Genomic DNA, 23,800 nt, shown 5'->3' on the forward strand with positions numbered 1-23,800 from the left:
GAAGTCAACGCAAAAACGAACAATGCCGCAACCGCCCATATGAATGTTCGGAATTCAGCTTCAATAAACGGGATTATGCGCTGCCGGCATAGGCTTCGCCATGCGATCGGTCCAGACTGACGAACTTGTTGAAGTTTTTCAGGAACACGAGCTCGACCGTTCCGACCGGGCCGTTCCGCTGCTTGGCAATAATGATCTCGATGATGTTCTTCTTCTCGGATTCCTTGTCGTAGTAATCGTCCCGATACAGGAACGCGACGATGTCGGCATCCTGCTCGATCGAGCCCGATTCCCGGAGGTCGGACATCATCGGCCGTTTGTCCTGCCGCTGCTCTACGCCCCGGGACAGCTGGGACAGCGCGATGACCGGCACTTCCAGCTCACGGGCGATCTGCTTCAGCGTACGAGAAATTTCCGAAACCTCCTGCTGACGGTTCTCTCCGGCTTTGCCGCGGCCCTGGATGAGCTGCAGGTAGTCGATGAGAATCATGCCGAGGCCTTTCTCCTTCTTCAGACGCCGACACTTGGCCCGGATGTCCGACACGGTAATGCCCGGCGTGTCGTCGATATAGATCTGCGCTTCCGATAAGGAGCCGATGGCCATCGACAGCTTCTCCCAATCGTCGCCTTCCAGGTGGCCCGTTCTCATCCGTTGGGCATCGACGTTGGATTCGGCGCAGATGATCCGCTGCACGAGCTGGGCGGCGGACATCTCGAGACTGAAGATCGCCACTGTCTCCGAAGCTCGAACGGCGACATTCTGCGCGACATTCAGCGCGAAGGCCGTTTTCCCTACGGAAGGACGGGCGGCCACGATAATCAAGTCGTTCTTTTGAAATCCGGCGGTCATCCGGTCAAGATCGACGAAACCGGAAGGAATGCCGGTTACGCCTCCCCGGTTGTTATACAGAAACTCGACGCGCTCGAACACTTCCATCAACACGTCGCGAATACTGATGAACCCGGTGGACGTGCGCCGGTTGGAAAGCTCCATGATACGCGCTTCGGCGTCGTTCAGCAGCACGCCTACGTCGTCCTCGGTCGCATAGCCGTTGGAGACGATCTGCGTCGCCGTGCGGATCAGGCGGCGAAGAATCGCTTTCTCTTCGACGATCGTTGCATAGTATTCCACATTCGCCGCCGTTGGAACCGCGTTGGCGAGCTTCGTTAAATAAATAATTCCTCCGACCTCTTCCATCTGCCCCATGTCCTGAAGCCGGGAAGCTAACGTAACGAGGTCGATCGGCTGATTGTCGTCGTTCAGAGCCACCATCGCGTCGTAGATGCGCTGATGGGCCACGCTGTAGAAATCATCCGACTTCAGACGTTCCATGGCGGAGACGAGAGCTTCGGCTTCCAGCAGGATCGCGCCGAGCACGGCCTGCTCCGCTTCCATATTTTGCGGCGGGACGCGGTCGTACAGCATCGGCTGCTCCACGTTTCCGTTCATCGGATCATTCCTCCACGACTTGTACGCTTAATGTGCCCTTTACGTCAGGATACAGTTTGACCGCGACTTTCGTAACGCCCAGCACCCGAATCGGATCGTCCAGCTCGATCTTTCTCTTGTCGATCGAGATGTTCAGCTTCTCGAGCGCTTCCGAGATTTGCTTGCTCGTAATGGCTCCGAACAGACGGCCGCCTTCTCCCGCCTTCGCCTGGATGACGACGGTCATCTCGCCGAGGCGCGCGGCGAGCTCCTGCGCATCCTTCTTCTCGTTGTCTTTCTTTTTCTGGGCCGATGCCGCTTGCTGGTTCAACGTTTTCTTGGCGCCCTCGGTAGCGATCTGAACGACCCCTTTAGGCAGCAAGAAGTTGCGCGCGTAGCCTTCCGATACTTCCTTGATCTCGCCCTTCTTTCCTTGGCCCTTCACGTCTTGCAGGAAAATAACTTTCATTCGAATAACCCCTCTTCCTTTTCGAGTTCTTGTAAAGCTTGCTTCAGCTTGTTGGTCGCTTCCGCAATCGTGCCCTGCAGCTGAGCCGCGGCGTTCGTAAAATGGCCGCCGCCCCCGAGCCGTTCCATGACGATCTGAACGTTGATCTGTCCCAGAGACCTGGCACTGATGCCGACGAGCCCGTCCGGCCTTGTGCCGATGACGAACGACGCCTTGATACCCGTCATGTTGAGCAGCGTATCCGCCGCCTGCGCGATCAGCAGCTGCGGCACTTGCTTACCGGAGTCGGCCGCCGCGATCGCGATGCAATTGCGGAACGTCTCCGCATGACGGATCAGCTCCGCCTTGCGGATGTATTCGTCCAGGTCCTCCTTCAGCATCCGCTGGATCAGCGCCGAATCGGCGCCGTTGCGGCGGAGGAAGGAGGCCGCCTCGAACGTGCGCGAGCCCGTGCGAAAGGCGAAGCTCTTCGTATCGACGGTGATGCCGGCCAGCAGAGCCGTCGCCTCGCGCATGTCGAGCACGACGCGTTCGTGAATGTATTGCAGAAGCTCGGTCACCAGCTCGCACGTCGACGAAGCGTAAGGCTCCATGTAGACGAGCACAGCCTCGTCGATGAACTCCTCGCTGCGCCGGTGGTGATCGACGATGACGATCCGTTCGGTCGCCTGAAGCAATCGCGGTTCGGCGACCATCGTCGCCCGATGCGTGTCGACGACGACGGCGAGCGAACGCTTGCCGATCAGGTTAAGCGCCTGCTCCGGGGAGACGAACCGCTTCATCAGCTTCTCGTCTTCCTTCAGCATATCCATCATCCGCTGGATCGAAGGATTGACGCCTTCGAGCACGATGTAGGCCTCTCTTCCGTACAGCTGCGCCGCCTTCAGCACCCCGATCGCCGCGCCGATCGCGTCCATGTCCGGCATTTTGTGACCCATGACGATAATATTGTCGCTTTCCTTCATCAGGTCGCGAAGCGCGTGTGCGATGACCCGGGCACGCACCCTCGTCCGCTTCTCCACCGCGTTGCTCTTGCCGCCATAGAAGCTTTGGCGCTGACCGAACTTGACAACCGCCTGATCGCCGCCCCTGCCGAGCGCGATGTCCAGACTCCCCTGGACGAGATGCCCGAGCTCGATCACGTCGTCCGAACCGGACGCGAAGCCGATGCTCAGCGTCATCGGCAGCTTCTGTTCGATCGTAATTTCCCGCACGTCGTCCAACAGCTCGAACCGCGACTGCTCCAAAGCCTTCAAGGTGCCTTGCTTCGTAATGACCATATACCGATCCGACGACAGCCGGCGCAGCAGCAGACCGTACTTCAACGCCCATTCGTTGATCTCCCCGGTCACCTTGGACAGCATAAGCGCGCGCTGCTGCTCGTCCATGCCCTGGGCCACTTCTTCGAGATTGTCCATCATGACGATTCCGAGAGCGAGCTTCTCTTCCTCGTACCGCTTCTTCAGCGTAGAGCGTTCGGTAATGTCCACGACGTACAGCACCCGCTCGCTCGCCTTCAGTTGAAGCTCGAACACCCGGCCGCCGATCGTAATCTCGTGGCCCGGCTCCTTGTCCTTGCCCGACGGCTGCAGCACGGGAAAACTCGCGAACAGCGACTCGCCTACGATCGAAGCTTTGCCGATCACCGTAGACATGTAGGCGTTATGCCACTGGATCTCATGGTCCTCGTCGAAGATCGCGATCCCGATGGGAAGATGGCCGATCACGTCGTTGCCTACGCTCTTGATTCGGTAAGAGAGCGTCAGCACGTAGTCGTCCAGATCTCGCCGGAACGCCTTCTCCGCGAGAATACCGTATACGGCGACGATCCCGCCCAGCACCAGGCCCAGCAATCCGAGCAGCCACTGATACCAGGCGAGAGCGACGGTCATCATGAATATAAGCACCAGCGCCCAGACAATATGCATGCCGTGCCAGCGCTGCACGAGAAACTTGGGCATACCCGCTCCGCTCCCGTCTAATGTTTATCGGAAGACGGCCCCTGCAGGCCCGCTCATCCGACGAACGCCTTATTTCTCGAAATATTTCCGTATAGGAAACGCCGTGTCCAACAGCCCGATGATAAACGCATGAGGTATAAACAAAATCGGCAAACACAGCAGCAGAGAAATCGCCCTCGGCCATTTCTTGACGCTCGTTAAGAAGAAGACGAAACCGATCGCCTGGATCGTGAACGCGAGCTCCAGAATCGGAATGAGGTTCGATACGGCGATCCACCAATAACCGCTCGACTCTTCCGACATGGCATACATGGCAATGATCGCGATCGCGAAATACAGCACCATGCTCCTCGGCAGCTTCCAGGTCTTGGCCTGGGGCAACGCCGGAGCGTCGAACGGAACGCTGCGCAGAGAGAGTCGGGACAACCCGTGCGTGACGATCGCAACGAGGAACGACGATACGAGCAGCAGCATCGGAAGAATCGCCATGAAGTAATCGACGAACTGGGTCGCCGCATCCGCGGCCCATCCCGCTTCGAACAGATTGGCCGTCTCGAACTGCTTGAAGTTGTCCGCCAGCATAGCCGTTAATTCCGCTTTCATGTCGATATTGGACAGTGCGGAGAAGAGCGCCAACACGAGCAGCATCTGGGCCAGAACGATGACGAAGCCCGCCGTAACGGCCGATCTGGCCGAGCTTCCGCGCTTGTACAGATGCCCCATGGCGATCGCCGGGACGAGAAAGTACAGAGCCAGCGTCACCAGCATCGTTCCCATGGCCGCGCCCGACAACAGGAAGACGGCCAGCCCGATCGGAACGAGGTGCACAACGAACGATCTTAAATCCAACATCGTATATAGAACGACGAAGGGCGTCATGACAAGAAACAAAGTAATGGCATTTAAAGGCGTTACCAGGGTTAGCAACAATAATACCGCCGCCGCGCTCCAAGCGAGCGACTTCCAGCTCATCTTCAACCGATTCACCTCTTGCGGATATGTTCGGACAGCTCTGATAGATCCTTGTAGTGATCCTCGAGCTGGTGACCTTCTTGTTTAAGTTTGGCTAGCTTGTCCGCAATGGCGCTGTCCAGATCCCGGTACGGAATGCCGAGCCTCCGGCCCAGAATGTACGAGCTGGCGATCAGTCCCGCCAGACTGTCGACGACCCGGGAAGTGCTTCCATCCCAGATTGCTTTGAACAACCGGGACATTTGGTCCACGACTTCGGTTTTCAGCCATTCGATCATGCGCGTTCGAGTCGCTACGTCCAAATCTCGTTCCATCGCTATTCCTCCTATGCTCTTCGACTGTACCTAGATGCATAAGCCCGGAAAGCTGCAAATTCCATTATATCATAACTCCGGCTTCTCTCGGCAAGCAATAGACAGAGAACCCGGCCGCGGGGACCGCAGCCGGGTTCTCCATATATTCCGCTCGGCATGGCGTCTTAAGCGGTCGTCAGCTTAAACGTCTGCCCCTCCTGCGTCAGCTTCCAGCCGCGGTCCTTCAGCGCCGACACCGGCACGTAGTTCCGCTCTCCGACGGACAGCAGCTCCGTGCGGCTTCCATCCTCCCAGACGAGCCGATGGCCCCGCTCCAGGATCAGCTCTCCGACGGCCGGATCGGGTACGGCTGCCTGCCTGGAAGCCGCTCCCGACGATACCGCAGCCGTCCGTTCGGCCTTATTCCACTGCACCGAATAGCCTTGCCCTTCCAATGCGTCCAGGTCCACGTAGTTGGAGCCGCGATATTCCAGCAGCGTCAGCTTGCTCTCCCCCCAGAGGAGAGTCGGTCCCTTGGACTTTACGCGCACGAACTCGCTCTTGATCGGCTGGCCGACGCGGATATCCTTATGAAGCCCTTCCTCGTCGAGCGCGACCTGGCCGTTCACGAGCACGTACTCGATTCCCGCGGAGATCAGCTCAGGCTTGGCCACCGTCGAGCGGTCGCTGATCGTGTCGTAGTCGAACACGACGATGTCGGCGTCCATGCCTTTGGCGATGCGGCCCTTCTTCTGCAAGGCGGGAGCTTGCTTCTCCAGCCGCTGCGCCGGAAGCAGCGACATCTTGGCGATCGCGTCCGACAGCGAGATGACCTGCTGCTCGCGAACGTAGAGCCCGACCGTCCGGGCGAACGTTCCCGACGCCCGCGGATGGTTGTTGAAGCCCGGCTCCAGAATGGCGTCGCTGCCGATCATGACATACGGCGCTTTCAGCGAGTCGATGACGTCCTGCTTCGGAATCGCGTATGCGACCGCCAGCTTGCCTTCCTTCTGGTATTTGCGGAACGTCTCCTTCGTCAGCCGCTCCTCCGTCCCGGCGATCTGCAGATCCTCGTAGGAAATGCGGAAGCGCTCCTGCCACCCCTCGTCGAACCTCGCCGAATTCAGGTACGTGCCCCAATAATCGTAAGGATAGATACAAGCGGTAATGTCCAGCCCTTCCGCGATCGCGTCCTCTACCATCTGCAGCGACTGCTGCATCGAGAACGTGCCGCCGGTGCTGTTGATATGATCGATATGTACCGCGGCGCCCGAGGCGCGAGCGTAGCCGATCAGTTCATTCAGTGCGTCGATGTTCGTCCCCGGTTCTTCCATATCCGAATATCTGGCGTGAAAATAAACCGGAACGTTATACTTCTGCGCCAGCTTCATCAGCGGCAATATTTCCTTGTCGTTCACGCCGGGAACGTACTCCAGGCTGAACGAGATGCCGAGCACGCCGTCGTTCAGCGCCTTCTCGGCCTGGTCCACCAGCTTCTGCGTCTGCTCCGGCTTGGCCGTGTCGTAGCGGCTCAGCTTGAACTGGTTGCGCGCTTGCGTGTAGAAGAACGAAGCCCCGAAATGCAGCGGCGTCCTGTTGCGTTCGTAATACGGGTACCATTTCTCCGGACTGGCGGTTCCGCCGTGCATGGCGATATTCGCGGTCACGCCGTCGGCGATCTTGTTCCAGACGCCAACCGGGTTCGGATCATAAGACAGATTGTCAATAAAACCCGGGGCTACGATGAGTCCCGTCGCGTCGATGACCCGCTTGCCCTTGAGCTTGCGGTCGGTAACGAGCGCGATTTTGCCGTCCTGCACGGCGACGTTCAGTCCTTCCCGGTCCAGCCTCGTCTCGGGATTGATGACGCGGCCGCCCGCGATGACGATGTCGTACGTCTGCTCCAGCTCGGACGAGGTCGGCGCTTCGATCTCCGCCTCCGGCTCCTCCGCCGCGGCCGGCTTCGATGCGGCCGGGCCGGACGAGCCGTCCGCGGGCTTCGCCGGGTCGTTCCCGGCCGTTCCTTCGCTGCCCGCCAACGGAGAAACAGACGGCCCTGAGCCGCTTCCCCCTGTGAACAGGGAGGAAGCCGCCCATATGCCGCCTGCGATAACAAGCATGGAAAGCGCGATTAGAATCGGATAAATCGTACGATTGCGTGAATTGCCCCGACTGTTTGTCATCGTTCCTCCGCCATTGTCCAATATTTTCCTAGGCTTCCCTCTTCAGTCCTTTTTCATTCGGCGCGGCGGTCAGCAATTTCGCAGTATAGTCGATAATATCGCTGCGGCGCACGATGCCGATGAAGTGACTCATATCGTCCACCACGGGGACGAAGTTTTGCGTCTTTGCCAAAGAGATCAGATCGACCATGTTCGCGTCGATGCGAACCGGCAAATTATTCAATCTAAGCGGAACTTCGCTGAGCCGCACGCGGTGAAGCTGATCGAAGCTCAAATCCGGATTCGCCTTCAAGTACCAGAGCAAATCCCCTTCCGTAACCGTCGCCTTGTACTCGCCCTTCTCGCTGATGACGGGAACGGCCGTGTACCGGTGACGCTCCATCCGCTCCAGCGTCTGGCGCAAGGTCGCCTCTTCGCTGACGCTTACCACTTCTTGCTTGGGCAGCAAAAAAAACGCGATATTCATAAGTTCGTAAGTTCCTCCTTCGCAGCAACGAAAGACCCGCGAATTCCGGGCGCGGTATTCTCATTATACCACGGCAAGGCGATGCTCTACCATGGAACCGCGCTTTTTGTCCGTTTATAGGGGTTGCTCAAAAAGTCCGCTTTTGATCACGAAGCCTCTCGGGAAGCAGACTCGACATCGAATCTTGAATTCAGCCGGTTCTTCCGGTGCTCACGTAGCTTCCACTACGCTCCGCTCCTCACACCCGGCCTTCATTCAACCTTCTCGGTGCTGAAAACCGAACTTTTTGAGCTCGAACTTATAGCGAACGGTCAGGAGATGCACCGGATGGCGCCTCATCCTCTTTGCCGGGAACGGTGAGCCCGTCTTTCGGCGTCTCCGGGTCGAGCCATGCCGCGATCGTCGTCCGAACGGAGGCAAGATCGCCCTCGTCGACGACGAAGTACCACAGATTTTGCGATCCCATCCGCTTGCCCTCGCCCTTCAGCGTATAATTCTGGATTTCATGGCCGGTTTGCAGAAATTTCTTGGCCAGATCGTTCATCGCGGAAGGCGGCAAGTCGGTCTGGAAGTTGTCGCCTACGATGTCCAGAACTTCCGGGATTTTGTTCCATTGCTGCAGAGAAGAAGCCTTGTGAATAAGCTCTTCCAGGAATACGCGGTTCCGGTTGGCGCGAGCCATGTCCCCTCCCGCATCCTCGCGGTAGCGGACGTAGTTCAACGCTTCGACTCCCGTGTAGCTATCCTTGTTCGCCTTGACCGTGAATTTCTCGTGGCCGTAGCCTTTGTTGACGATATCTTTGCCAATCGGCAGATGAATGCCTCCGAGCGTGTCGACGACCTGCACGAAACCCTGAAAATTAATGGAAGCGTAATGGTCGATCTGCGCGTCCAGCAGCTTCTCGACGCTGTTGACGGCCATCTCCGGCCCTCCGAAGGCGTAGGCGTGCGTGATTTTATCCCTCTTGTTCTCGCCTACAATGTCGGCATACGTATCCCGCGGGATAGACACCATAAGAACGTTGCCGTCTCCGGGGCGCACGACCGTATAGATCAGCGTATCCGAGCGGCCGCGCTCCTTCGCCCTCGCGTCCACGCCCATCAGCAGCATGCTGAACGGCTTCTCCACTTCCGGCTCCTCCACGATCGGCCGGTCGGTTAACGGCTTGTAAGAATTCGCGAAGCTTGACTCCACTTTATCCGACAGAAAAATATCGTACCCGAGCGCCGACAAAGCCCCCCGGTTCGCGTAACCGATGCCCGCCAGGACGATCAGCAGCGCGGCCGAAGTGGCGACGATTTTGTGCCAACGACGCAGCTTGCGCATACAACCTCTCTCCTTCTCCTATCTGTTGTTCGGTCTATTTGATCTATCTCTCTCTGTTCAGCCAGACCCCTAATATACGATCCTCGAATAAGGATTGTTACATATGAACCTTAAACTTTCATGAAAACCATTGAATCGCTGCCACGCGAACCAACATTCACCTGAGTTTCCGGCGAGTGCCTACCCCGACTAAAGTACGGGCGCCGTACTCATCCCAAGGCCGTTTTTCGCACATCCCCTCCGCGGTATACTTCAACTCATGCGCAGTACTTTGAGGAGGATTGAACGAAGATGAAAGAAGCGGTTCTACAGCTTCGGAACGTAACGAAAACCATCGGCAGACGCACGATCGTCAGCGATCTGTCGTTCGACATTCCCGCCGGAGAGGTATTCGGGTTCCTCGGGCCCAACGGCGCGGGCAAAACGACGACGATCCGCATGATCGTCGGTCTCATCTCGATGACCAAGGGGGAAATTACCGTTAAAGGCGTGTCCGTGCGCAAGCAGTTCGAACAGGCCATGACCCATATCGGCGCGATCGTCGAAAATCCCGAAATGTACAAGTTCCTGACCGGTTACCAGAATCTCGTTCATTTCGCGCGTCGCCACTCCGGCGTCACGAAGCAGCGGATCGACGAGGTCGTGCAGCTGCTCGGCCTGCAAAACCGCATCCACGAGAAAGTGAAGCGCTACTCTCTGGGCATGCGCCAGCGCCTCGGCGTCGCTCAAGCGATTCTGCACAAGCCGTCCGTGCTCATTCTCGACGAGCCGACGAACGGTCTTGATCCTGCCGGCATTCGCGAGCTTAGGGATTACTTGCGGAAGCTGACGCAGGAGGAAGGACTCTCCGTGATCGTCTCCTCCCACTTGCTGTCGGAAATGGAGCTGATGTGCGACCGGGTGGCGATCATCCAGGGCGGCAAGCTGATCGACGTCCGCTCCCTTCAGGAAGCGAAGCATTCGATGCAGACCAAAATCATCGTGGAATCGAGCGACATCGAATCCGCCCATCGGCTGCTGTCCGGAGCGTTTAATCATCAGGGCGTCACTCTGGCCGGGGATCGGATCGAGATTACGGCCGATCGCAGCCTTATCCCGGATATCGCGAGATTGCTCGTGAAGGCGGGACTGGACGTGTACGGCATTCATGCGTCGCAGCAATCGCTTGAGGATCAGTTCTTGGAAATTACCGGAGGTGAGATGGTTGTCTAGCTTGGGGAATTTGATACGGAACGAAAATATGAAAATTTACCGCCGTCCCCGCACGTGGCTGATGGTCGGCTTCCTCGTGCTCGCGTTGGGATTGATGAGCGGATTGATGAAGTGGGATGAGAGCCGGAGCTCCGGAGGCGATTGGAAAGCCAGCTTGACGCAGCAGAACAGTCATTACCAGACCCAGCTGGCCGAAAGCAAAGACATGGACTCCGATTACAAGGAGTACCTGACGAAGGAAATCAAGATTAACGAATACTACCTGGCCAACGACATGAATCCCCATGCTCTGTCGCTCTGGGATTACGTCAACAGCTCCGCCGCGCTCGTCATGCTGATCACGATTCTGACCGTCATCGTCGCGGCCGATATGATCGCCGCCGAATTCACGTGGGGTACGATCAAGCTGCTGCTCGTAGGTCCGGCCTCCCGTTCGAAAATCATGCTGAGCAAATATATCTCGACGATGACGTTTGCCCTGCTGCTTCTCCTTCTCTCTTTCGTGCTCGCCTTCGCGGCCGGAGCCGTGCTGCAAGGTTTTGACGGGCTCAGCCTTCCGCATCTGAACGTAGGAGCGGACGGCGTCGTCCACGAGAGCTCGATGGTCGTCAATTCGCTGCAGAAATACGGCTACGCCGTCATCTCGCTGCTGATGTACGTGACCCTCGCGTTCATGATCTCCGCCGCGTTCCGCAGCTCGTCGATGGCGATTGCCTTCTCGTTGCTGTTCATGCTCGTCGGCAACACGGTCACGATGCTGCTGAGCGGCTACGAGTGGTCGAAGTATCTGCTATTCGCCAACATCGACTTGACGCAGTATTTGCCCGGCAACTCTCCGCTTCGGCCGGAGATGACGCTCGGCTTCTCGATTACGATGCTCATCGCCTACTACGTCGTCTTCCAGCTTATCGCATGGACTCTGTTCACGAAACGGGACGTGGCGGGGTAATCATCGGTTGCGTAAATCGAATAGCCCCTTCTGACAGGAAAGCCGAGCCGGATCAGTCCAGGACTGAAGCCGACTCGGCTGCTTTAATTATATTCCAAACAAGCTTCATCCACTGCTGCGCCTCATCCGACTTAAAAGCCAGATCATCTAGCAACCCGTTAATTTCGGGGTAAGACCATCCCCAACATTTTCTTGTTTCTCCTTGAAATAATGACATTGCCCCGATAGGGCACTTTTTTCGATCCCACTATCTATCAGTTTCATTCAATATCAATATCTCGATAGCGAGGAACACGGGGGTTATGGGATAACAGTATTGAACTTCGATTTCCTGTCCCACTTTTAAATCCGCGATCGTAGCAAGCTGTTTCTCTTGGTCAGAAATTCGGCGAAACACATGGGTTCCGATTTCGGACAAGTATACGTTCCCAATCTCTCTGATTCCGGCTGGGCCACGCGGTTCAAATTTCAGGATTGCGGCCATTTCCATGCCGCCTATAATGCTCTTTTCCAAATCATCCTGATCGACCTTTTCGATTTCGGTAATTTGGGTTCGATGGATATAAACCGAATCACCTTCCCACTTTTCCAGCGGTATGTCAAATGCCGAGTTGTAATAGATCTTCGGAGGTTCAGGGGTGGAGTTGGAAACAGTCGGGTTTGGATTCCTCTCTGTGTCCTTCTGTAGTAGGCGCGGCAGGAGGGACAATGGTATTACCATGCAGAATGAATATGGAGTTAATTCTTCTGGCGCAGATAAATATTCGAATGCAAGTTTGAAATAAAATCAGAGTTCGACGGTTGCCCACATCAAGTAGCACCCGTTGAATCTGTAAAGGTACCGCCTGGCGGGACGCGAAGGTCTTCATCCGCATCCGCACCAGAATAAGATACACTAACATTCAATTAGTTATTGAACTATTTTTCCGAAAATATTATGGAATTGTAGCAGCCGTTATACTGACATTTGCAAGCGATGCGGCTCCGTTGCCGAGGTAAATAAATTGCACGAACATCCACTTATACGCTGGTGCATAAAATGTCTGTTGGAACTTCTGCCAGCCCGAACCGACTGAGGGGTTCACCGCCGCGGAAAGGGAGCTTCCGGCCTCATCGTAATTGTCGCTATACAAGATCGCGGAACCGCCGTCGGATTTCGCCCACTACGTTAAAGTGTACTCGCCGCTCTCGACGGGAAACCACATGTCATCCACCATCCACGCGAAGATTCGCGGGTCGTCCTTATATTGGGCCACCGTTGCTTTGGTTTGATCGATCTGATCGGGGTGTCCTGCGCCAAGTGGAGGAATTCTGAGGTTGTACATGATTTTCAACCTGTCTCGTCCAACGCTTTCCATGTATTGGCCAATCTTTCCATGTAATAATAGGAGAACACAACCGTTGTTCCCGCATCCTTCGCCATTTGGAACCGGGACGGAGAATCTACGCCATAAGCGATGACGGGGTTGAACTTTTCGTCTTGCTCACCGGGGGAAATGCCAAAGTTGATATCCCCGTCACTGTCCATGGTCTGGAAATACATAGCTTTGCGTATCGGCAAAGTAATAGAACGTGCGGCCGAGATCGGGGTTCGTAAAATTGATGTGATTCACATTGTTCTGAATCTCCTTGCCCAACCGATCCTTCAGGAAAAGATCGTCCATTTCGAGGTATTTGGAGAGATCGCGTCCGACCGTTCCGTTAAAAGCAAGCTGCTGAGACACGTGGTTCAGATTGGCGAGCGTATTGACAAGGGAAATTTGCACCTGCTTTAAGTTGCTGTGCACCCCGTTCTGAATTTTGTTTTCCAGAATCGACGTAATCGAGAAGTACGATATACCGCCGCTCAGCACGAGTGGAATGATCGTACTTAGCAGCAGTACGATGGCAACCCTGTTTTTCAGCGAATGTAACGAAAAGTTTCCCATTTCTTGGAAACGACAACCGCCATTCCATCGCCTCAACCACCTTGCTCCGTTTTTTTCCAGCCATTACAACACGAGAGTTAGATGGGTTGGCGATCAACTCTGCGATGATAGGGGCTTTTGGAAAAAAATACAGTCCGTGGTTATACGCTAAAGCGGAATACCCTCCTTATTTGTGGGACATAGACTGGTTTTGGAAAAATAGAGCGGATCCTCCGCTTTAAATTCGGTAAAAGCTAATTTTTTGAAAAATAAAGCAGACTATCCGCTTTAACAGCACTGAATTGGCCCTGCAGCTGAAAATAAGTCGGATTATCCGCTTTATTATCAAATGTGGAAGCAGGAGATCCTAATCGCCCTGCATGGCTTATAAAAAAAGAGCGGGCTATCTTTTTCGACTGCCTCATACGATCCTGAAATCACCTCTTAACGGGTTTACCGTTCCCATTTCAGGATCGTATAGCATCGGAAGGAGATAGATGCCCTTTACCCTGCATCCATCGATAATCGTTCGGTACGACTCTCTTACTTATGAAAAGCCCCCTGCTCATGCTTGCCGCTATTTGATTCCCGAATGGATGAAGCCGTTCATGAACTGCCGCTGGAAGAACAGGAATCCCAGCATCAGCGGAGCCACGACGATAAGCGTCGCCGCGCTGACCTCGGTCCACTGCGCCCCGGTCTCGAACGATTGCGCGAAGATGGCCAGACCGACCGTAAGCGGACGGTTCTCGACGGAGTTCGTCACGATGAGCGGCCAGAGGAAGTTGTTCCAATGGTAGCTGACCGAGACGAGGCCGAAGGCGATATAGGCCGGCCGCGCCAGCGGAAAGTAGATTTTCCACAATATCCGCCACCTGGAATACCCCTCCACGCGCGCCGCTTCGTCAAGCTCCGGCGGAATCGTCATGAACATCTGCCGCAGCAGGAAAATGCCGAAGGCCGAGGCGAAATAAGGAATCATGATGCCGAGCTTCGTGTCCAGCAGGGATAATTCGCTGAGTACGTTGTAGTTGGGGAATACGAGCACGTCCGCGGGAATCATGATCTGCGCCAGGAACAGCAGAAACACGACGTTCTTCCAGGCAAAGTCAACCCGAGCGAACGCGAAAGCGGCCATCGTGACGGTCAAAATCTGAACCGCCAAGATGCCAACAACGATGACGACCGTATTGACGAAATATTGGGCGAAGGGCGCCCCCGACCAGACCGTCGCGAAGTTGTCCAACGTAAAGTTGAATGAAAACGAGGCGGACAGCGCCTCCTGCTTCGGACGGAACGCCGTAACCAGCATCCAGACGAACGGCACGAACCAGACCGCCCCCAAGGCGATTAACAGCCAGAAGCCGATATTCCAATTGCGCAATTTCATTCTATCGCCTGTCTTCCCCTCAATGATAATGGATCTTCTTGTCCAGACCGAAAAAGTTGAGCGCGGCGAACAGCAGCAGCACAACGATCATCACAAGAGTGAGCGCCGACGCCATCCCCTGATCCCAGAAACTGAACGCCGTCTCGTAAATGTAGTAGAGCAGCAAGCTGCTGGCGTTGTTCGGGCCGCCCTTCGTCATGACGAACAGATGGTCGACGAGCTTGAACGCGTTCGTTAAAGCGATGATCGATACGAACAGCGTCGTCGGCATAAGCAGCGGAAACGTGATCTTACGGAATATGGTCCAACTGCTCACTCCGTCCATCTGCGCGGATTCGTACAGATCCGGAGGAATGTTCTGCATGCCGGCCAAATAGAAAATCATCAGATAACCGGCTTCCTTCCAGATCATCATGAAGATCATCGCCCACATGACGTAGTCGGGAGAGCCGAGCCAGTTGATCTCCCCGACGTTCAAGCCCTGCATCGCCCTGTCGAGCAATCCGTACTTCGGCGTGTAGATGAACAGCCAGATGTTGGCGACGGCGATCATCGGAATGAGCGTCGGATAGAAAAAGGCCGTGCGCATGAAGCTCGTCCCGCGAATCGCTTTATTGGCGAATATCGCCATGAGCAGCGCCAGCGCGATGGAGGTCGGAACGACGCCCAGCGCGAACAGCGCGTTATTGACCATCACCTTCGCGAACACCTCGTCCCCCAGCATGCGAACGTAGTTGTCCACTCCCGCGAACATGGGGACGGGCGTCGCCAGATCGGCCTCATAGAGGCTGAGGCGGATCGTCTTGGCGATCGGATAGAACGTAAACAGAAACAGGAAAACAAGCGACGGCAGCAGCAGCAACCAGGCAAACGCGTTCGTTTTCCATCGCATCGTCAATCTTCCCAAAGGTAAACCTCCCAAGCCTTGTATTCGATCGCTGCCGAGCGACGGAAGTCCCGCCGCGGCGCCGCGGCGAATCCCGCGACGGCGGCGGGACTTCCGTCCCGTACGCTCGACCTACTTGTTGAACGGAGCAAGCGCCTTGTCCGCTTCTTCCTGCGCTTTCTTAAGCGCCTCGGCCGGTTGAATCGTTCCGGTCATAACCGCTTGCAGTTGGTCGCTGAGCGCCTTCGACACTTTGCCGTTGTTGTGCGTGGACAGCTCGGCCGCCGCGTATTCCAGTTGGTCGCGCGCCACCAGCGCCGGCGGGAAGTCTGCCGCGTAGGCTTTCATCCGCTCGGTCTCGTACGCGGATTTCTTGACGGCGACGTAGCCGGTGTCGATGCTCCATTGCGCCGCGCGCTCCGTCTCGGTCATGAACTTGATGAACTCCCAGGCCGCTTCCTGCTTCTTCTCGTCGATCCCTTTGAAGATATAGAAGTTGCCTCCGCCGGTCGGGCTGCCGTAGCTCTTGCTCTTCGGCAGGAAGCTGACGCCGAAATCGAACTTGGCGTTGTTCCTGACGTTCGACAAGTTGCCGGTCGTATGATACATCATCGCCGTCTTGCCTTCGAGGAAGTCGGAAGGCACCGTTCCCCAATCGGTTACTCCCTCCGGGACGACCTTGTCCTTCATCGCGAGGTCCGCCCAGAATTGCAGCGCTTCGACGTTCTCAGGCGTATCGAACATGACCTTCTTGCCGTCCGGGCTCATCAGATTGTCGCCGTTCTGCAAGGCGAACGTCTGGAACATCCAGTAGGCGAAGCCGGACACCGGAATTTCAAGACCCCACGTGCCGTCCTTCTTCAGCTTTTTGGCGTAGTCGCGCATTTCTTCCCAAGTCTGCGGCGCTTTCTCCGGGTCGAGTCCGGCCGCCTTGAACAATTCCTTGTTGTAATACAGCACGATCGTGCTCCGTTGGAACGGAATACTGTACGTGTGGCCTTCGGTTTGCGAGTTTGCCATGAATGCCGGATAGAAGTCCGACAAGTAATCTCCGCTTTCCTTGGCGATAAAATCGTCCAGGGGAAGGATCGCGTCCATGTCAAGAAGGCTGTACAGCTCCGTTGACAGCAGCACGGCGACGTCGGGCGGATTTTTGCTCTGAACGCCGGCTTGCGCCTTGACCGTCGTGTCCGCGTAGCTGCCCGTATAGACCGGCTTGACGGTAATGTGCGGGTGAAGCTGCGTAAATTCCTTGGCCATGCCCTCGATCGTTGCCGTAAGCGGTCCGCCTACCGCGATCGGATAATAGAAAGTAAGTTCGACGTTTTCCTTCGGTTCTTCGCTCGGAGACGCCTGTACCGGTTCGCTGGACGGACTTGCTTGCTCGGATGGGCTCGCAGGAACGGAGGGCGAAGACTCGTTCGCCGAATTGCCGCAAGCGGCCAACGTCATGAACGCTGTAGTGAACGCGATTCCCTGAATCAATTTCTTTGCCGACATTGTACATTCTCTCCTTTGACGTTTTCGTCATTTTTACTTTAATCGTCACTTATTTCCGGTAAAGCAGAAGTTTGTCAACCCAATGTTAAATTGATGCTTCTTCTTTGCTTGCGCGGATCAGCTCGGCCAGCCGTTCGAGCGTTCCCCATACGTAATCCGCCCGAACCGTCGACTGCTGGGCGTCCGTTGCGGTCGCGACGCCGGTCAGCACGAGAGCCGTCCGCATGCCGTTCGCCTCGCCGAACCGGATGTCCGTCTCCAGACGATCTCCGATCATCAGGCAGCGTTCCGCGGGCAGCCCGCTCCATTCCAGCACTTTGGCCGCGAAATAGGACGAGGGCTTGCCGATGACCGCCGAAGGCGCGACGCCGCTCGCGGCTTCGATCGCCTTGACCATCGCCCAGGTGTCCGGAATGACATCTCCGGGAACCGGGCAGTTCGGATCGGGATTGGCCGCGATCAGCTCGGCGCCTCCGCGGACCGCTTTCATCGCGCGGTGAAGCTTGCCGTAATCGAAGCTCATGTCCATTCCGACGAGCACGTGCGTGGCCTTCTCCGGACGATTCGTCATGCGTACTCCGTACTCCGCCAGCTCCGACGAGAACGCCGGATCCCCCACGACCAGGACGATCGGCTTCGGCTCCAACTCGTGCATGTAAACGGCGGCCGCGTAAGCGGCGGTCACGATTTCGTCCAGCCGCGCATCCAGCCCGAGCCGGTTCAGACGTTCTTGGCATTCTCTTCTCGTGCGGATCGTCGTGTTGGTCAGAAACCGCACCTGCTTGCCCGCTTCCCGCAATGAAGCGATCGTGTCCTTGACGCCGGGAAGCAAAGTCTCGCCGAGAAAAACCGTGCCGTCCAAGTCGAAAAAATACCCTTCATAGTTGATTGCGTCCGGCAACTTGCTCGCAGCTCCCCTTTCGAGAAAACGCAAAAACCCCTTATTCTTCGGACGGCATGACGACAGCTCCAATGAAACGGATAGCCGTCATGCGTCCGGTGAATAAAGGGTTTTCTCCTCGTCTCGTACCCTTGTTATTCGGTTGTTCGACTTCAGGTACAGTGTAGCAAGCGAATGTTATCCGTTCATTAGAGAAGTGTAAACCCGCTGTAAGATCTTCCTAGAGCGGGGTTGCATACACGCCCTAGTCCAGCAGTCCCGCCTTCAGCAGGAATCGCTTCAGCATAACGGCCGCCTCGGCGCGCGTAGCTTGACCGTCCGCTTGCAGCAGACCCGCCGGCGTTCCGTTCATGAGACCGGCCTTAACGGCGGCGGCGACATCGCCGCGCGCCCAGCCGAGCTTGGCTGCATCGCCGAACGATTGCAGAACTCCCGCCTGCTCCGCAGCCGGCACTTGAACGTCGATGCCCGCGTAAGCCAGCGCGCGAATCAGCATCGCCGCCTGCTCTCCCCTCGAGATCGGCTGGCCGGGACGGAACGTTCCGTCGCTTCGTCCGGTTACAAGACCGGCGGCGACTGCGGCGCTGACATCTTCCGCGTACCATGCGCCGGAAGGAACGTCGCCGAATTCCGAATTCGCCTTATCCGCGACAAGCCCAAGCGATCTTACGAGCAGCGCGGCGAATTCCGCGCGGGTGATGCTGCGATTGGCGTCGAACCGATCGCCGCTTACGCCGTTGATCACAAACCTGCCCGCCAGCAGCTCGATATCGGATCGAGCCCAGTGTCCGGCCAGATCGCCGAACCTGCGATCCTGCTCGACGATCGCGTAGATGCCGGTCTCGCCTTGCCTGAATTGGGCCATCGAGCGGCCGTTCCTGTCGGCAAGCGCGGACGGCGCGAAGCCGATTCTCTGTGCTTGAAGGTTCAGCCTGACGCCGGATGCGCGCTTCGCGTCGACGGTCTTGCCCGCGGCGACGGACGCAGACCCGAACGGCGCACGGATTGCTTTGCCGCTTGCATCAAGCGCCTCGACCTGGAATTCCAAGACGTCGGATGCCAGCTTGCCTCCCGCCTTGGCGATCGCGGAGACAGCCGCTTCCAGCTCTGCGCCGCTCAGCTTACGGATCGTGAAGCGGAGCTTGACGCTGCCGGGTTCGACGCCGAGCCGGGAGGCCAGCTCTTCGATTCGCAGCGTCGACAGCGGGAGCCGGTATTCTCCGTTGCCGACGGAGACGATCAACGTCTTGCCGCTCGCCGCCGTTCCGTTCGGGAGAGCCGACGCTTCGACTTCGACCGTCGCTCCAGTAGAAGAGGAGACAACCACCGTCGAAGCCTGATTGAACGCTTGCTTGAGCTGTTCCGAATCCGCTATCCCGTTCGTCGCTTCGAGAGCGGCGACATTGACTCCGGTCCCTTCGCCTGCGCCCGTGCCGCTATTGCTGCCGGTTCCATTGTTTCCATTGTTGCCTCCGGTGCTGCCTCCATTATTACCGCCGTTATTGCCTCCGTTGTTCCCGCCGCCATTATTGCCGTCGGTCGATTTGACCTCGATGGTGACCGGCTGCGTATACAGATCGTACAATTTCGTCGGATTCGTCGATGCCGTGTAGCGCAGCAGCGCGTGCGCCTTGCCCGCCTTCAGCGCAGTCACGACGTTGCCTTCCACCTTCAGCACGTCCTCGCCGTCCAACAGCACGACTGTCGGAGCCACCGCCTTCGTCGTAGAGGCAAAGGCCGCCGAATCGCCTTCGGCTTCCGTCCGTCCGTACAACCGTGCCGTAGCCGTCAATGTCGCCTGCTCGCCCGGTTTCAACGCGTACTCGGACCGGTCGGCTTGCAGCGAGTAGGCCCAATCTTTGGACCACGCGGCATAGTCGGTCGTGAGCGCATAGGCGCCATTTTCGAAGAACGTCTCGTAGGCGTTCCGATTGTTAAGCGTCCAAGGAGAGACGATAATGCCGCGGTGTTTACTCGCTTCCAGGTAGTTTTTGCCCATATTGATATAACCGGGATTGTAGGTCGCATGAATCGGCTGAACGATCCGCTGCGTGTCCCGGAGCGCTTTGCCTACATTCCCTTCGGTCGCGAAGCCGCTCGCGAGCAGTCCCACTGGCATTTCAGGCATCAAGGCGGCGAACCGCTTCAACTGATCCGGACTGAACGACATGACGTTGAGGATGTCCTCCGCGTCCTTCTCCTTGATCAGATCGACTAACACTTCGACCGCGCGTGGGTTGGACGTCTTGATTTCGGCGTAGATCATGATGCCCTGCTCCTTAGCCAAGTCGATCTGCTCGTCCAGGGTCGGAATTTTCAATTCGCCGTATTGGGGGAATCTCCCGCTCACGTTGGCATTCAGCTGCCGAAGCTCCGCCAGGGTGAAATTCTCGACATTCCCGCTGCCGTTCGTCGTATTCTGCAGCACCGTATCGTGAATAATGACGAGCCGGTCGTCCTTCGTCACGAATATATCGTTCTCGATGAAGTCCGCTCCGTACAGGATGGACAGCTTGTTGCTCTCGATCGTATTTTCCGGCGCTTCCGACGGAATGCCGCGATGTCCGATGACGTACGGCTTGCGCAGCAGCGTCGTCTCGTTCGAGTAAACTTTCAACGCTTCGAGCGCCATCGCCGGAGAACCGGTGACGATCCCGTTCACTCCCGCCGTGATCAGCCGGTGAGCGGCGACTTTGCCGTCGACCGGAGAAGCCGCTTGCTTCGCCCATACGACGATAACCCGCTGCTGCAGATAGTCGACGTTCTCGACGGTAGCGACGCTTTCCGGCATAATCGCGATCTTGGCCAGGCTGCTCGTCGTGATGCGGCGGATGTCCAGCAGCTTGTCCTGCGACGGATTAAACGTCCGGCTGAAATCGACGATTCCGCGCATCATCGGGTACGCTTGGCGGACGCGCTTCACCAGTTCTCCGTTCTCGGACACGACGAACGCGTCCTCGATTTCGTTCTCTTGCGCGAACGCGGCCAGCCGATCGGCCGCTTCCTCGGAGCAGACGGCGAATGCCGGAATCATCCGCGTGCCGATCTGCTCCAGCGCCGATTCCAACGTGCCGATCCGGCGAAGTCCGGAGGCGTCGGTCCAGTTGAGCTCTCCGTCGACATGGAGGATCACCGTGGCCGGCAGCGTCGTTCCGGTTAAGCCGGCCAGTTGCTCGGCGCTGTCGATATCGGCGACAATCGTCGGGGCCATGGAGATCTTCGTCTCCGGCTCGGCGACGACGGCGAACCGCTCGGACGGCATCGGCGGCAGCGCCTCCTGCTGAAGAGTAATCCGAATGTTATCGACCTTCGTTCTGCTGCCGTTGACTTGCAGGCCGATCGCGCCTTTATTATAGGCGGTCGCGGCGTCCGTGTTAACGATCACGCGCCCGTCAATCAGTTCTTGAACTCGATTGCCGTAAGCTTTGACCGTGTAACGATACATTTTGCCGGATGCGATCGCTTCCGTATGCGATCCCGTATCCATGACGTTCCACGCGTTGGCCGGCGTCCGCTCTGCGAACTCGACGCCGTTGGTCGCCGTCGCTCCCTGCCGTACGGCCATCTGATAATAGGGATAATTGCCGTTCTGCACGCGGTACATCAGGGAATGCCATCTCGCCGCGTCGTTCGCGGCCAGGTGGGTCATGTCGGCTTCGATCTTGTAATCGCCGAACAGCTTCAGATAGTCCGGCAGCAGCACGCGCGACGGATTATCCGGCGTAGCGAGCGCATTAATCTCGAACGCTCCGTCCTTCACCGCGGCGTTGGCGGCCGTCGTTCCTTCGATCCTTCTCCAGTCCGGCGGCAGCGTTCCGTTCGTCAAGCCGTCGAAATTTTCCTCATACAGGACGTACTCCGACTCCTGGGGCTCCTTGGCCACGACGAGCAGCTCGATTGCCGCCCCGTCCTTACTAGCGGTTGCCGGGAACACACCCTTGCGCAGCACCTCCATCCGTCCTTCCGCGAAGACGAGAGCGTCGCTGTCCGACGACCAGGTCAACTGATCGCCCGCGATCGTCCCCGCGGAGAAATCGCTGAAGCCCGCCTGGAATTCGACGGTTCCCAGCTCCGTCGATACCCCCGCGTCAGCCAGCAAGTAACCTTGCCCGTGCGCCAGGGTCACGACTTGCGCCCCGCTTGTCGAAGGCGTCACCACGATCGGGAACGAGGCCTCCGCATTGGCGAATACCGCCTTGACGGTCGCGCTGCCCGCCTGAATCGGATACAACTGTCCGTTCATGATTTTAACGATGCTGTCATCGCTCGAATAAAGCTTGAGCTGTCCCGGAACGAGCGGCTCCGTCAGCCCGTCTGAATAATCCACCGAGCCGGCGATGCTGATCGGTCCCGTCAGCGCCTCCACGGTCGAAGGCGCTGTCAAGTCAAGCCGTTCGGCCGTCAGTCGAGTCACCTTCAAATTATCGAACGACACTTTGGCTTGGTCGACCTGGAAGCCGACTTTGCCCCGCTCCGCCAAGTTCGACGTCGCGGTCATGTCCATGAGCAGCGTATAATCGGAAGCGTCCTTCGTCTTGATGTACTCTTTGACGTTGTTGCCGAACACCCTTACCTTCATCGTATAGTCTGCGTTCAGGGCAAGCGGCTGCCCCGGGCCGTCCTTCATAACGACCCAGCCGTTATCCGGCTTGCGGTAAGCCAGCTCGAAGGTGCCGTTCTGCCGAATCGCCATTTGGTTGTATGGAGTCGTTCCTTCGGACGGAACTCTGAACATGATGGACGCCCATCTGGCGGAGTTAAGCACGCTTTCGAAGCGGATATCCGCCTCGACGACATAGTTGTCCCATTGCACCGGCGCCACGACGCGGGACTGCTTGCCCGAGGCGCTGCCGCTGAACGTGATTCTGCCTCCGTACACGTCTTGCGTGACGGAAAATTCGCTGCTGCCCGTATTGACGTTCGACACCCATCCGTACGGAAGCGTTTCGGCCGCGGTGTCGTCGAACGTCTCTAAGAGCAGCACCGGATCGACCGGCGCCGTGACCGGAGCTTCGTCGCTGAGAATCAGTGTTCCGTAACCGCTCGTATCGTTCCAGAACGATGACGACTGATAGGCGCTCCAGTAACTGGACGCCACCTGTGCCGCATCCTCTCCGAACCGATCCGTCGCGCCGATCTCGAAGCCCAACTCCTTCGTCAGATTCGGATCCATCTCCAACAGCTCCCACGGAATGGCCGTCTCCAACGTCCAGCCGCTGCCGTCGGAATGAATCGCGCGCAGAATCCGTTTCTCGTTTTTGCCGCTATGATTGTTCAGCGCCGCGCCGAAATAAAATTTCGGCGTCGCCGACTGAGGCGCGAACACGAAACCGGCCTGCATATCCGCAGCCGCGAAGGGAGCAGACCGGTGCAGCGTCGGATCGAAGAACAGATTGATATTGTCCTGCTCGAACCAGTAACCCGGCTTGTCGCTCGCAGGCGTGGCATCCTCCACTCTGACGCCTACGTACAAATACTGGTTGTCCCACAGCATGCCGAAGCGCGGCGCTTGTCCCGGCGCTCTCCCGATAGGAACGTCCATCGTCTGATCGAGGCTCCACACCGCGTCGTCCAGCCGTCCGTCGATGGCCGGGGCGTGCGTCGTTTTCCGAACCTCCATCGATTTGCGTCCTGCGTCCGCCGCGCTCGCGGTCGATCCCGACAAGCCGAACAACGTACTGCCCAGCAGAGCGATCGTGATCCAGACGGATAACAGCCTTGTTGCTCTCTTCATAGCACTCTCCCTCTCATAGAATCCTAGTTGGACTGGCACGAGAGAACGACAAAAACCCCTTCCCGCATGGAAAAGGAAGCGGCGCCGTTATACGGCTCTTCCTAATCCGCGCAACAAAGGGGTTTTCTCCACGTCTCGTACCCTCGACTATTCGATTGTCTATTGCTAGTTTCTACTATAACGGGCGATTGTTATTGCAGCGTCAACCCGAGATCAAAGTT

General features: G+C 57.2%; 17 protein-coding genes. 2 read left to right on the forward strand and 15 right to left on the reverse strand.

The window, feature by feature from the left end; all coding sequences use genetic code 11:
* Positions 1-73: 73 nt before the first annotated feature.
* The 8 genes from dnaB to ACESLM_RS07445 all read right to left on the reverse strand — a co-directional run bounded on the left by dnaB (position 74) and on the right by ACESLM_RS07445 (position 9,100).
* Positions 74-1,450 carry a replicative DNA helicase gene (gene dnaB / locus ACESLM_RS07410; protein WP_094047180.1) on the reverse strand — a complete coding sequence of 459 codons (1,377 nt, stop codon included), beginning with the start codon at positions 1,448-1,450 and terminating at the stop codon, positions 74-76.
* Positions 1,451-1,454: 4 nt separating this feature from the next.
* Positions 1,455-1,898 carry a 50S ribosomal protein L9 gene (gene rplI, locus ACESLM_RS07415; protein ID WP_372630918.1) on the reverse strand — a complete coding sequence of 148 codons (444 nt, stop codon included), beginning with the start codon at positions 1,896-1,898 and terminating at the stop codon, positions 1,455-1,457.
* On the reverse strand, positions 1,895-3,859 hold the full coding sequence (locus ACESLM_RS07420) for a DHH family phosphoesterase (protein WP_372630919.1): 1,965 nt from the start codon (positions 3,857-3,859) through the stop codon (positions 1,895-1,897). Before ACESLM_RS07420 ends, rplI begins: the two co-directional genes overlap by 4 nt.
* Positions 3,860-3,928: 69 nt before the next feature.
* On the reverse strand, positions 3,929-4,831 hold the full coding sequence (locus tag ACESLM_RS07425; RefSeq protein WP_372630937.1) for a DUF2232 domain-containing protein: 903 nt from the start codon (positions 4,829-4,831) through the stop codon (positions 3,929-3,931).
* Between the two features lie 11 nt (positions 4,832-4,842).
* Positions 4,843-5,145: a MazG-like family protein gene (locus tag ACESLM_RS07430; RefSeq protein WP_094047184.1), complete on the reverse strand. Its 303-nt coding sequence runs from the start codon at positions 5,143-5,145 to the stop codon at positions 4,843-4,845.
* A 164-nt stretch (positions 5,146-5,309) separates the two neighbouring features.
* Complete coding sequence (locus tag ACESLM_RS07435) at positions 5,310-7,307, reverse strand: amidohydrolase family protein (protein ID WP_372630920.1); 1,998 nt, start codon at positions 7,305-7,307, stop codon at positions 5,310-5,312.
* 28 nt (positions 7,308-7,335) lie between these two features.
* The gene (locus ACESLM_RS07440; protein WP_372630921.1) at positions 7,336-7,773 is read right to left on the reverse strand and encodes a CBS domain-containing protein; all 438 of its coding nucleotides are present in this window, start codon (positions 7,771-7,773) and stop codon (positions 7,336-7,338) included.
* Between the two features lie 298 nt (positions 7,774-8,071).
* Positions 8,072-9,100, reverse strand: coding sequence for an LCP family protein (locus ACESLM_RS07445; RefSeq protein ID WP_372630922.1), 1,029 nt, complete (start codon positions 9,098-9,100; stop codon positions 8,072-8,074).
* Positions 9,101-9,391: 291 nt separating this feature from the next.
* Here ACESLM_RS07445 and ACESLM_RS07450 point away from each other — a divergent pair, with 291 nt between their 5' ends.
* Together ACESLM_RS07450 and ACESLM_RS07455 are read left to right on the forward strand one after the other, a co-directional pair.
* Positions 9,392-10,312 carry an ABC transporter ATP-binding protein gene (locus tag ACESLM_RS07450; RefSeq protein ID WP_372630923.1) on the forward strand — a complete coding sequence of 307 codons (921 nt, stop codon included), beginning with the start codon at positions 9,392-9,394 and terminating at the stop codon, positions 10,310-10,312.
* Positions 10,296-11,261 (forward strand): ABC transporter permease, encoded by a 966-nt coding sequence (locus ACESLM_RS07455; RefSeq protein ID WP_372630924.1) that lies wholly within the window; start codon positions 10,296-10,298, stop codon positions 11,259-11,261. Before ACESLM_RS07450 ends, ACESLM_RS07455 begins: the two co-directional genes overlap by 17 nt.
* Positions 11,262-12,424: 1,163 nt before the next feature.
* Here the strand turns inward: ACESLM_RS07455 and ACESLM_RS07460 are convergent.
* The 7 genes from ACESLM_RS07460 to ACESLM_RS07490 all read right to left on the reverse strand — a co-directional run bounded on the left by ACESLM_RS07460 (position 12,425) and on the right by ACESLM_RS07490 (position 23,579).
* Positions 12,425-12,586, reverse strand: coding sequence for a hypothetical protein (locus tag ACESLM_RS07460; protein WP_372630925.1), 162 nt, complete (start codon positions 12,584-12,586; stop codon positions 12,425-12,427).
* Between the two features lie 192 nt (positions 12,587-12,778).
* On the reverse strand, positions 12,779-13,189 hold the full coding sequence (locus ACESLM_RS07465) for a hypothetical protein (RefSeq protein ID WP_372630926.1): 411 nt from the start codon (positions 13,187-13,189) through the stop codon (positions 12,779-12,781).
* Between the two features lie 556 nt (positions 13,190-13,745).
* Entirely contained in the window at positions 13,746-14,558 is an 813-nt protein-coding gene (locus ACESLM_RS07470; protein ID WP_372630927.1) for a carbohydrate ABC transporter permease, read from the reverse strand.
* Positions 14,559-14,577: 19 nt separating this feature from the next.
* Positions 14,578-15,450, reverse strand: a complete 873-nt coding sequence (locus ACESLM_RS07475) for a carbohydrate ABC transporter permease (RefSeq protein ID WP_372630938.1) — start codon at positions 15,448-15,450, stop codon at positions 14,578-14,580.
* Positions 15,451-15,576: 126 nt separating this feature from the next.
* Positions 15,577-16,944: an ABC transporter substrate-binding protein gene (locus ACESLM_RS07480; RefSeq protein WP_372630928.1), complete on the reverse strand. Its 1,368-nt coding sequence runs from the start codon at positions 16,942-16,944 to the stop codon at positions 15,577-15,579.
* Positions 16,945-17,029: 85 nt separating this feature from the next.
* A complete protein-coding gene (locus ACESLM_RS07485) occupies positions 17,030-17,845 on the reverse strand; it encodes an HAD-IIA family hydrolase (protein WP_372630929.1) in 816 nt (271 codons plus the stop codon).
* Positions 17,846-18,089: 244 nt separating this feature from the next.
* Positions 18,090-23,579: a glycerophosphodiester phosphodiesterase family protein gene (locus tag ACESLM_RS07490; RefSeq protein ID WP_372630930.1), complete on the reverse strand. Its 5,490-nt coding sequence runs from the start codon at positions 23,577-23,579 to the stop codon at positions 18,090-18,092.
* Positions 23,580-23,800: the final 221 nt, after the last annotated feature.

It is taken from the genome of Cohnella sp., from assembly GCF_041641335.1.
Lineage (GTDB): Bacteria > Bacillota > Bacilli > Paenibacillales > Paenibacillaceae > Cohnella.

Bases quoted from the DNA above. Each gene is read 5' to 3' on its own strand.
- dnaB (WP_094047180.1), bottom strand. From the start codon at position 1,450: ATGAACGGAAACGTGGAGCAGCCGATGCTGTACGACCGCGTCCCGCCG.
- rplI (WP_372630918.1), bottom strand. From the start codon at position 1,898: ATGAAAGTTATTTTCCTGCAAGACGTGAAGGGCCAAGGAAAGAAGGGC.
- ACESLM_RS07420 (WP_372630919.1), bottom strand. From the start codon at position 3,859: ATGCCCAAGTTTCTCGTGCAGCGCTGGCACGGCATGCATATTGTCTGG.
- ACESLM_RS07425 (WP_372630937.1), bottom strand. From the start codon at position 4,831: ATGAGCTGGAAGTCGCTCGCTTGGAGCGCGGCGGCGGTATTATTGTTG.
- ACESLM_RS07430 (WP_094047184.1), bottom strand. From the start codon at position 5,145: ATGGAACGAGATTTGGACGTAGCGACTCGAACGCGCATGATCGAATGG.
- ACESLM_RS07435 (WP_372630920.1), bottom strand. From the start codon at position 7,307: ATGACAAACAGTCGGGGCAATTCACGCAATCGTACGATTTATCCGATT.
- ACESLM_RS07440 (WP_372630921.1), bottom strand. From the start codon at position 7,773: ATGAATATCGCGTTTTTTTTGCTGCCCAAGCAAGAAGTGGTAAGCGTC.
- ACESLM_RS07445 (WP_372630922.1), bottom strand. From the start codon at position 9,100: ATGCGCAAGCTGCGTCGTTGGCACAAAATCGTCGCCACTTCGGCCGCG.
- ACESLM_RS07450 (WP_372630923.1), top strand. From the start codon at position 9,392: ATGAAAGAAGCGGTTCTACAGCTTCGGAACGTAACGAAAACCATCGGC.
- ACESLM_RS07460 (WP_372630925.1), bottom strand. From the start codon at position 12,586: ATGTACAACCTCAGAATTCCTCCACTTGGCGCAGGACACCCCGATCAG.
- ACESLM_RS07465 (WP_372630926.1), bottom strand. From the start codon at position 13,189: ATGGGAAACTTTTCGTTACATTCGCTGAAAAACAGGGTTGCCATCGTA.
- ACESLM_RS07470 (WP_372630927.1), bottom strand. From the start codon at position 14,558: ATGAAATTGCGCAATTGGAATATCGGCTTCTGGCTGTTAATCGCCTTG.
- ACESLM_RS07475 (WP_372630938.1), bottom strand. From the start codon at position 15,450: ATGCGATGGAAAACGAACGCGTTTGCCTGGTTGCTGCTGCTGCCGTCG.
- ACESLM_RS07480 (WP_372630928.1), bottom strand. From the start codon at position 16,944: ATGTCGGCAAAGAAATTGATTCAGGGAATCGCGTTCACTACAGCGTTC.
- ACESLM_RS07490 (WP_372630930.1), bottom strand. From the start codon at position 23,579: ATGAAGAGAGCAACAAGGCTGTTATCCGTCTGGATCACGATCGCTCTG.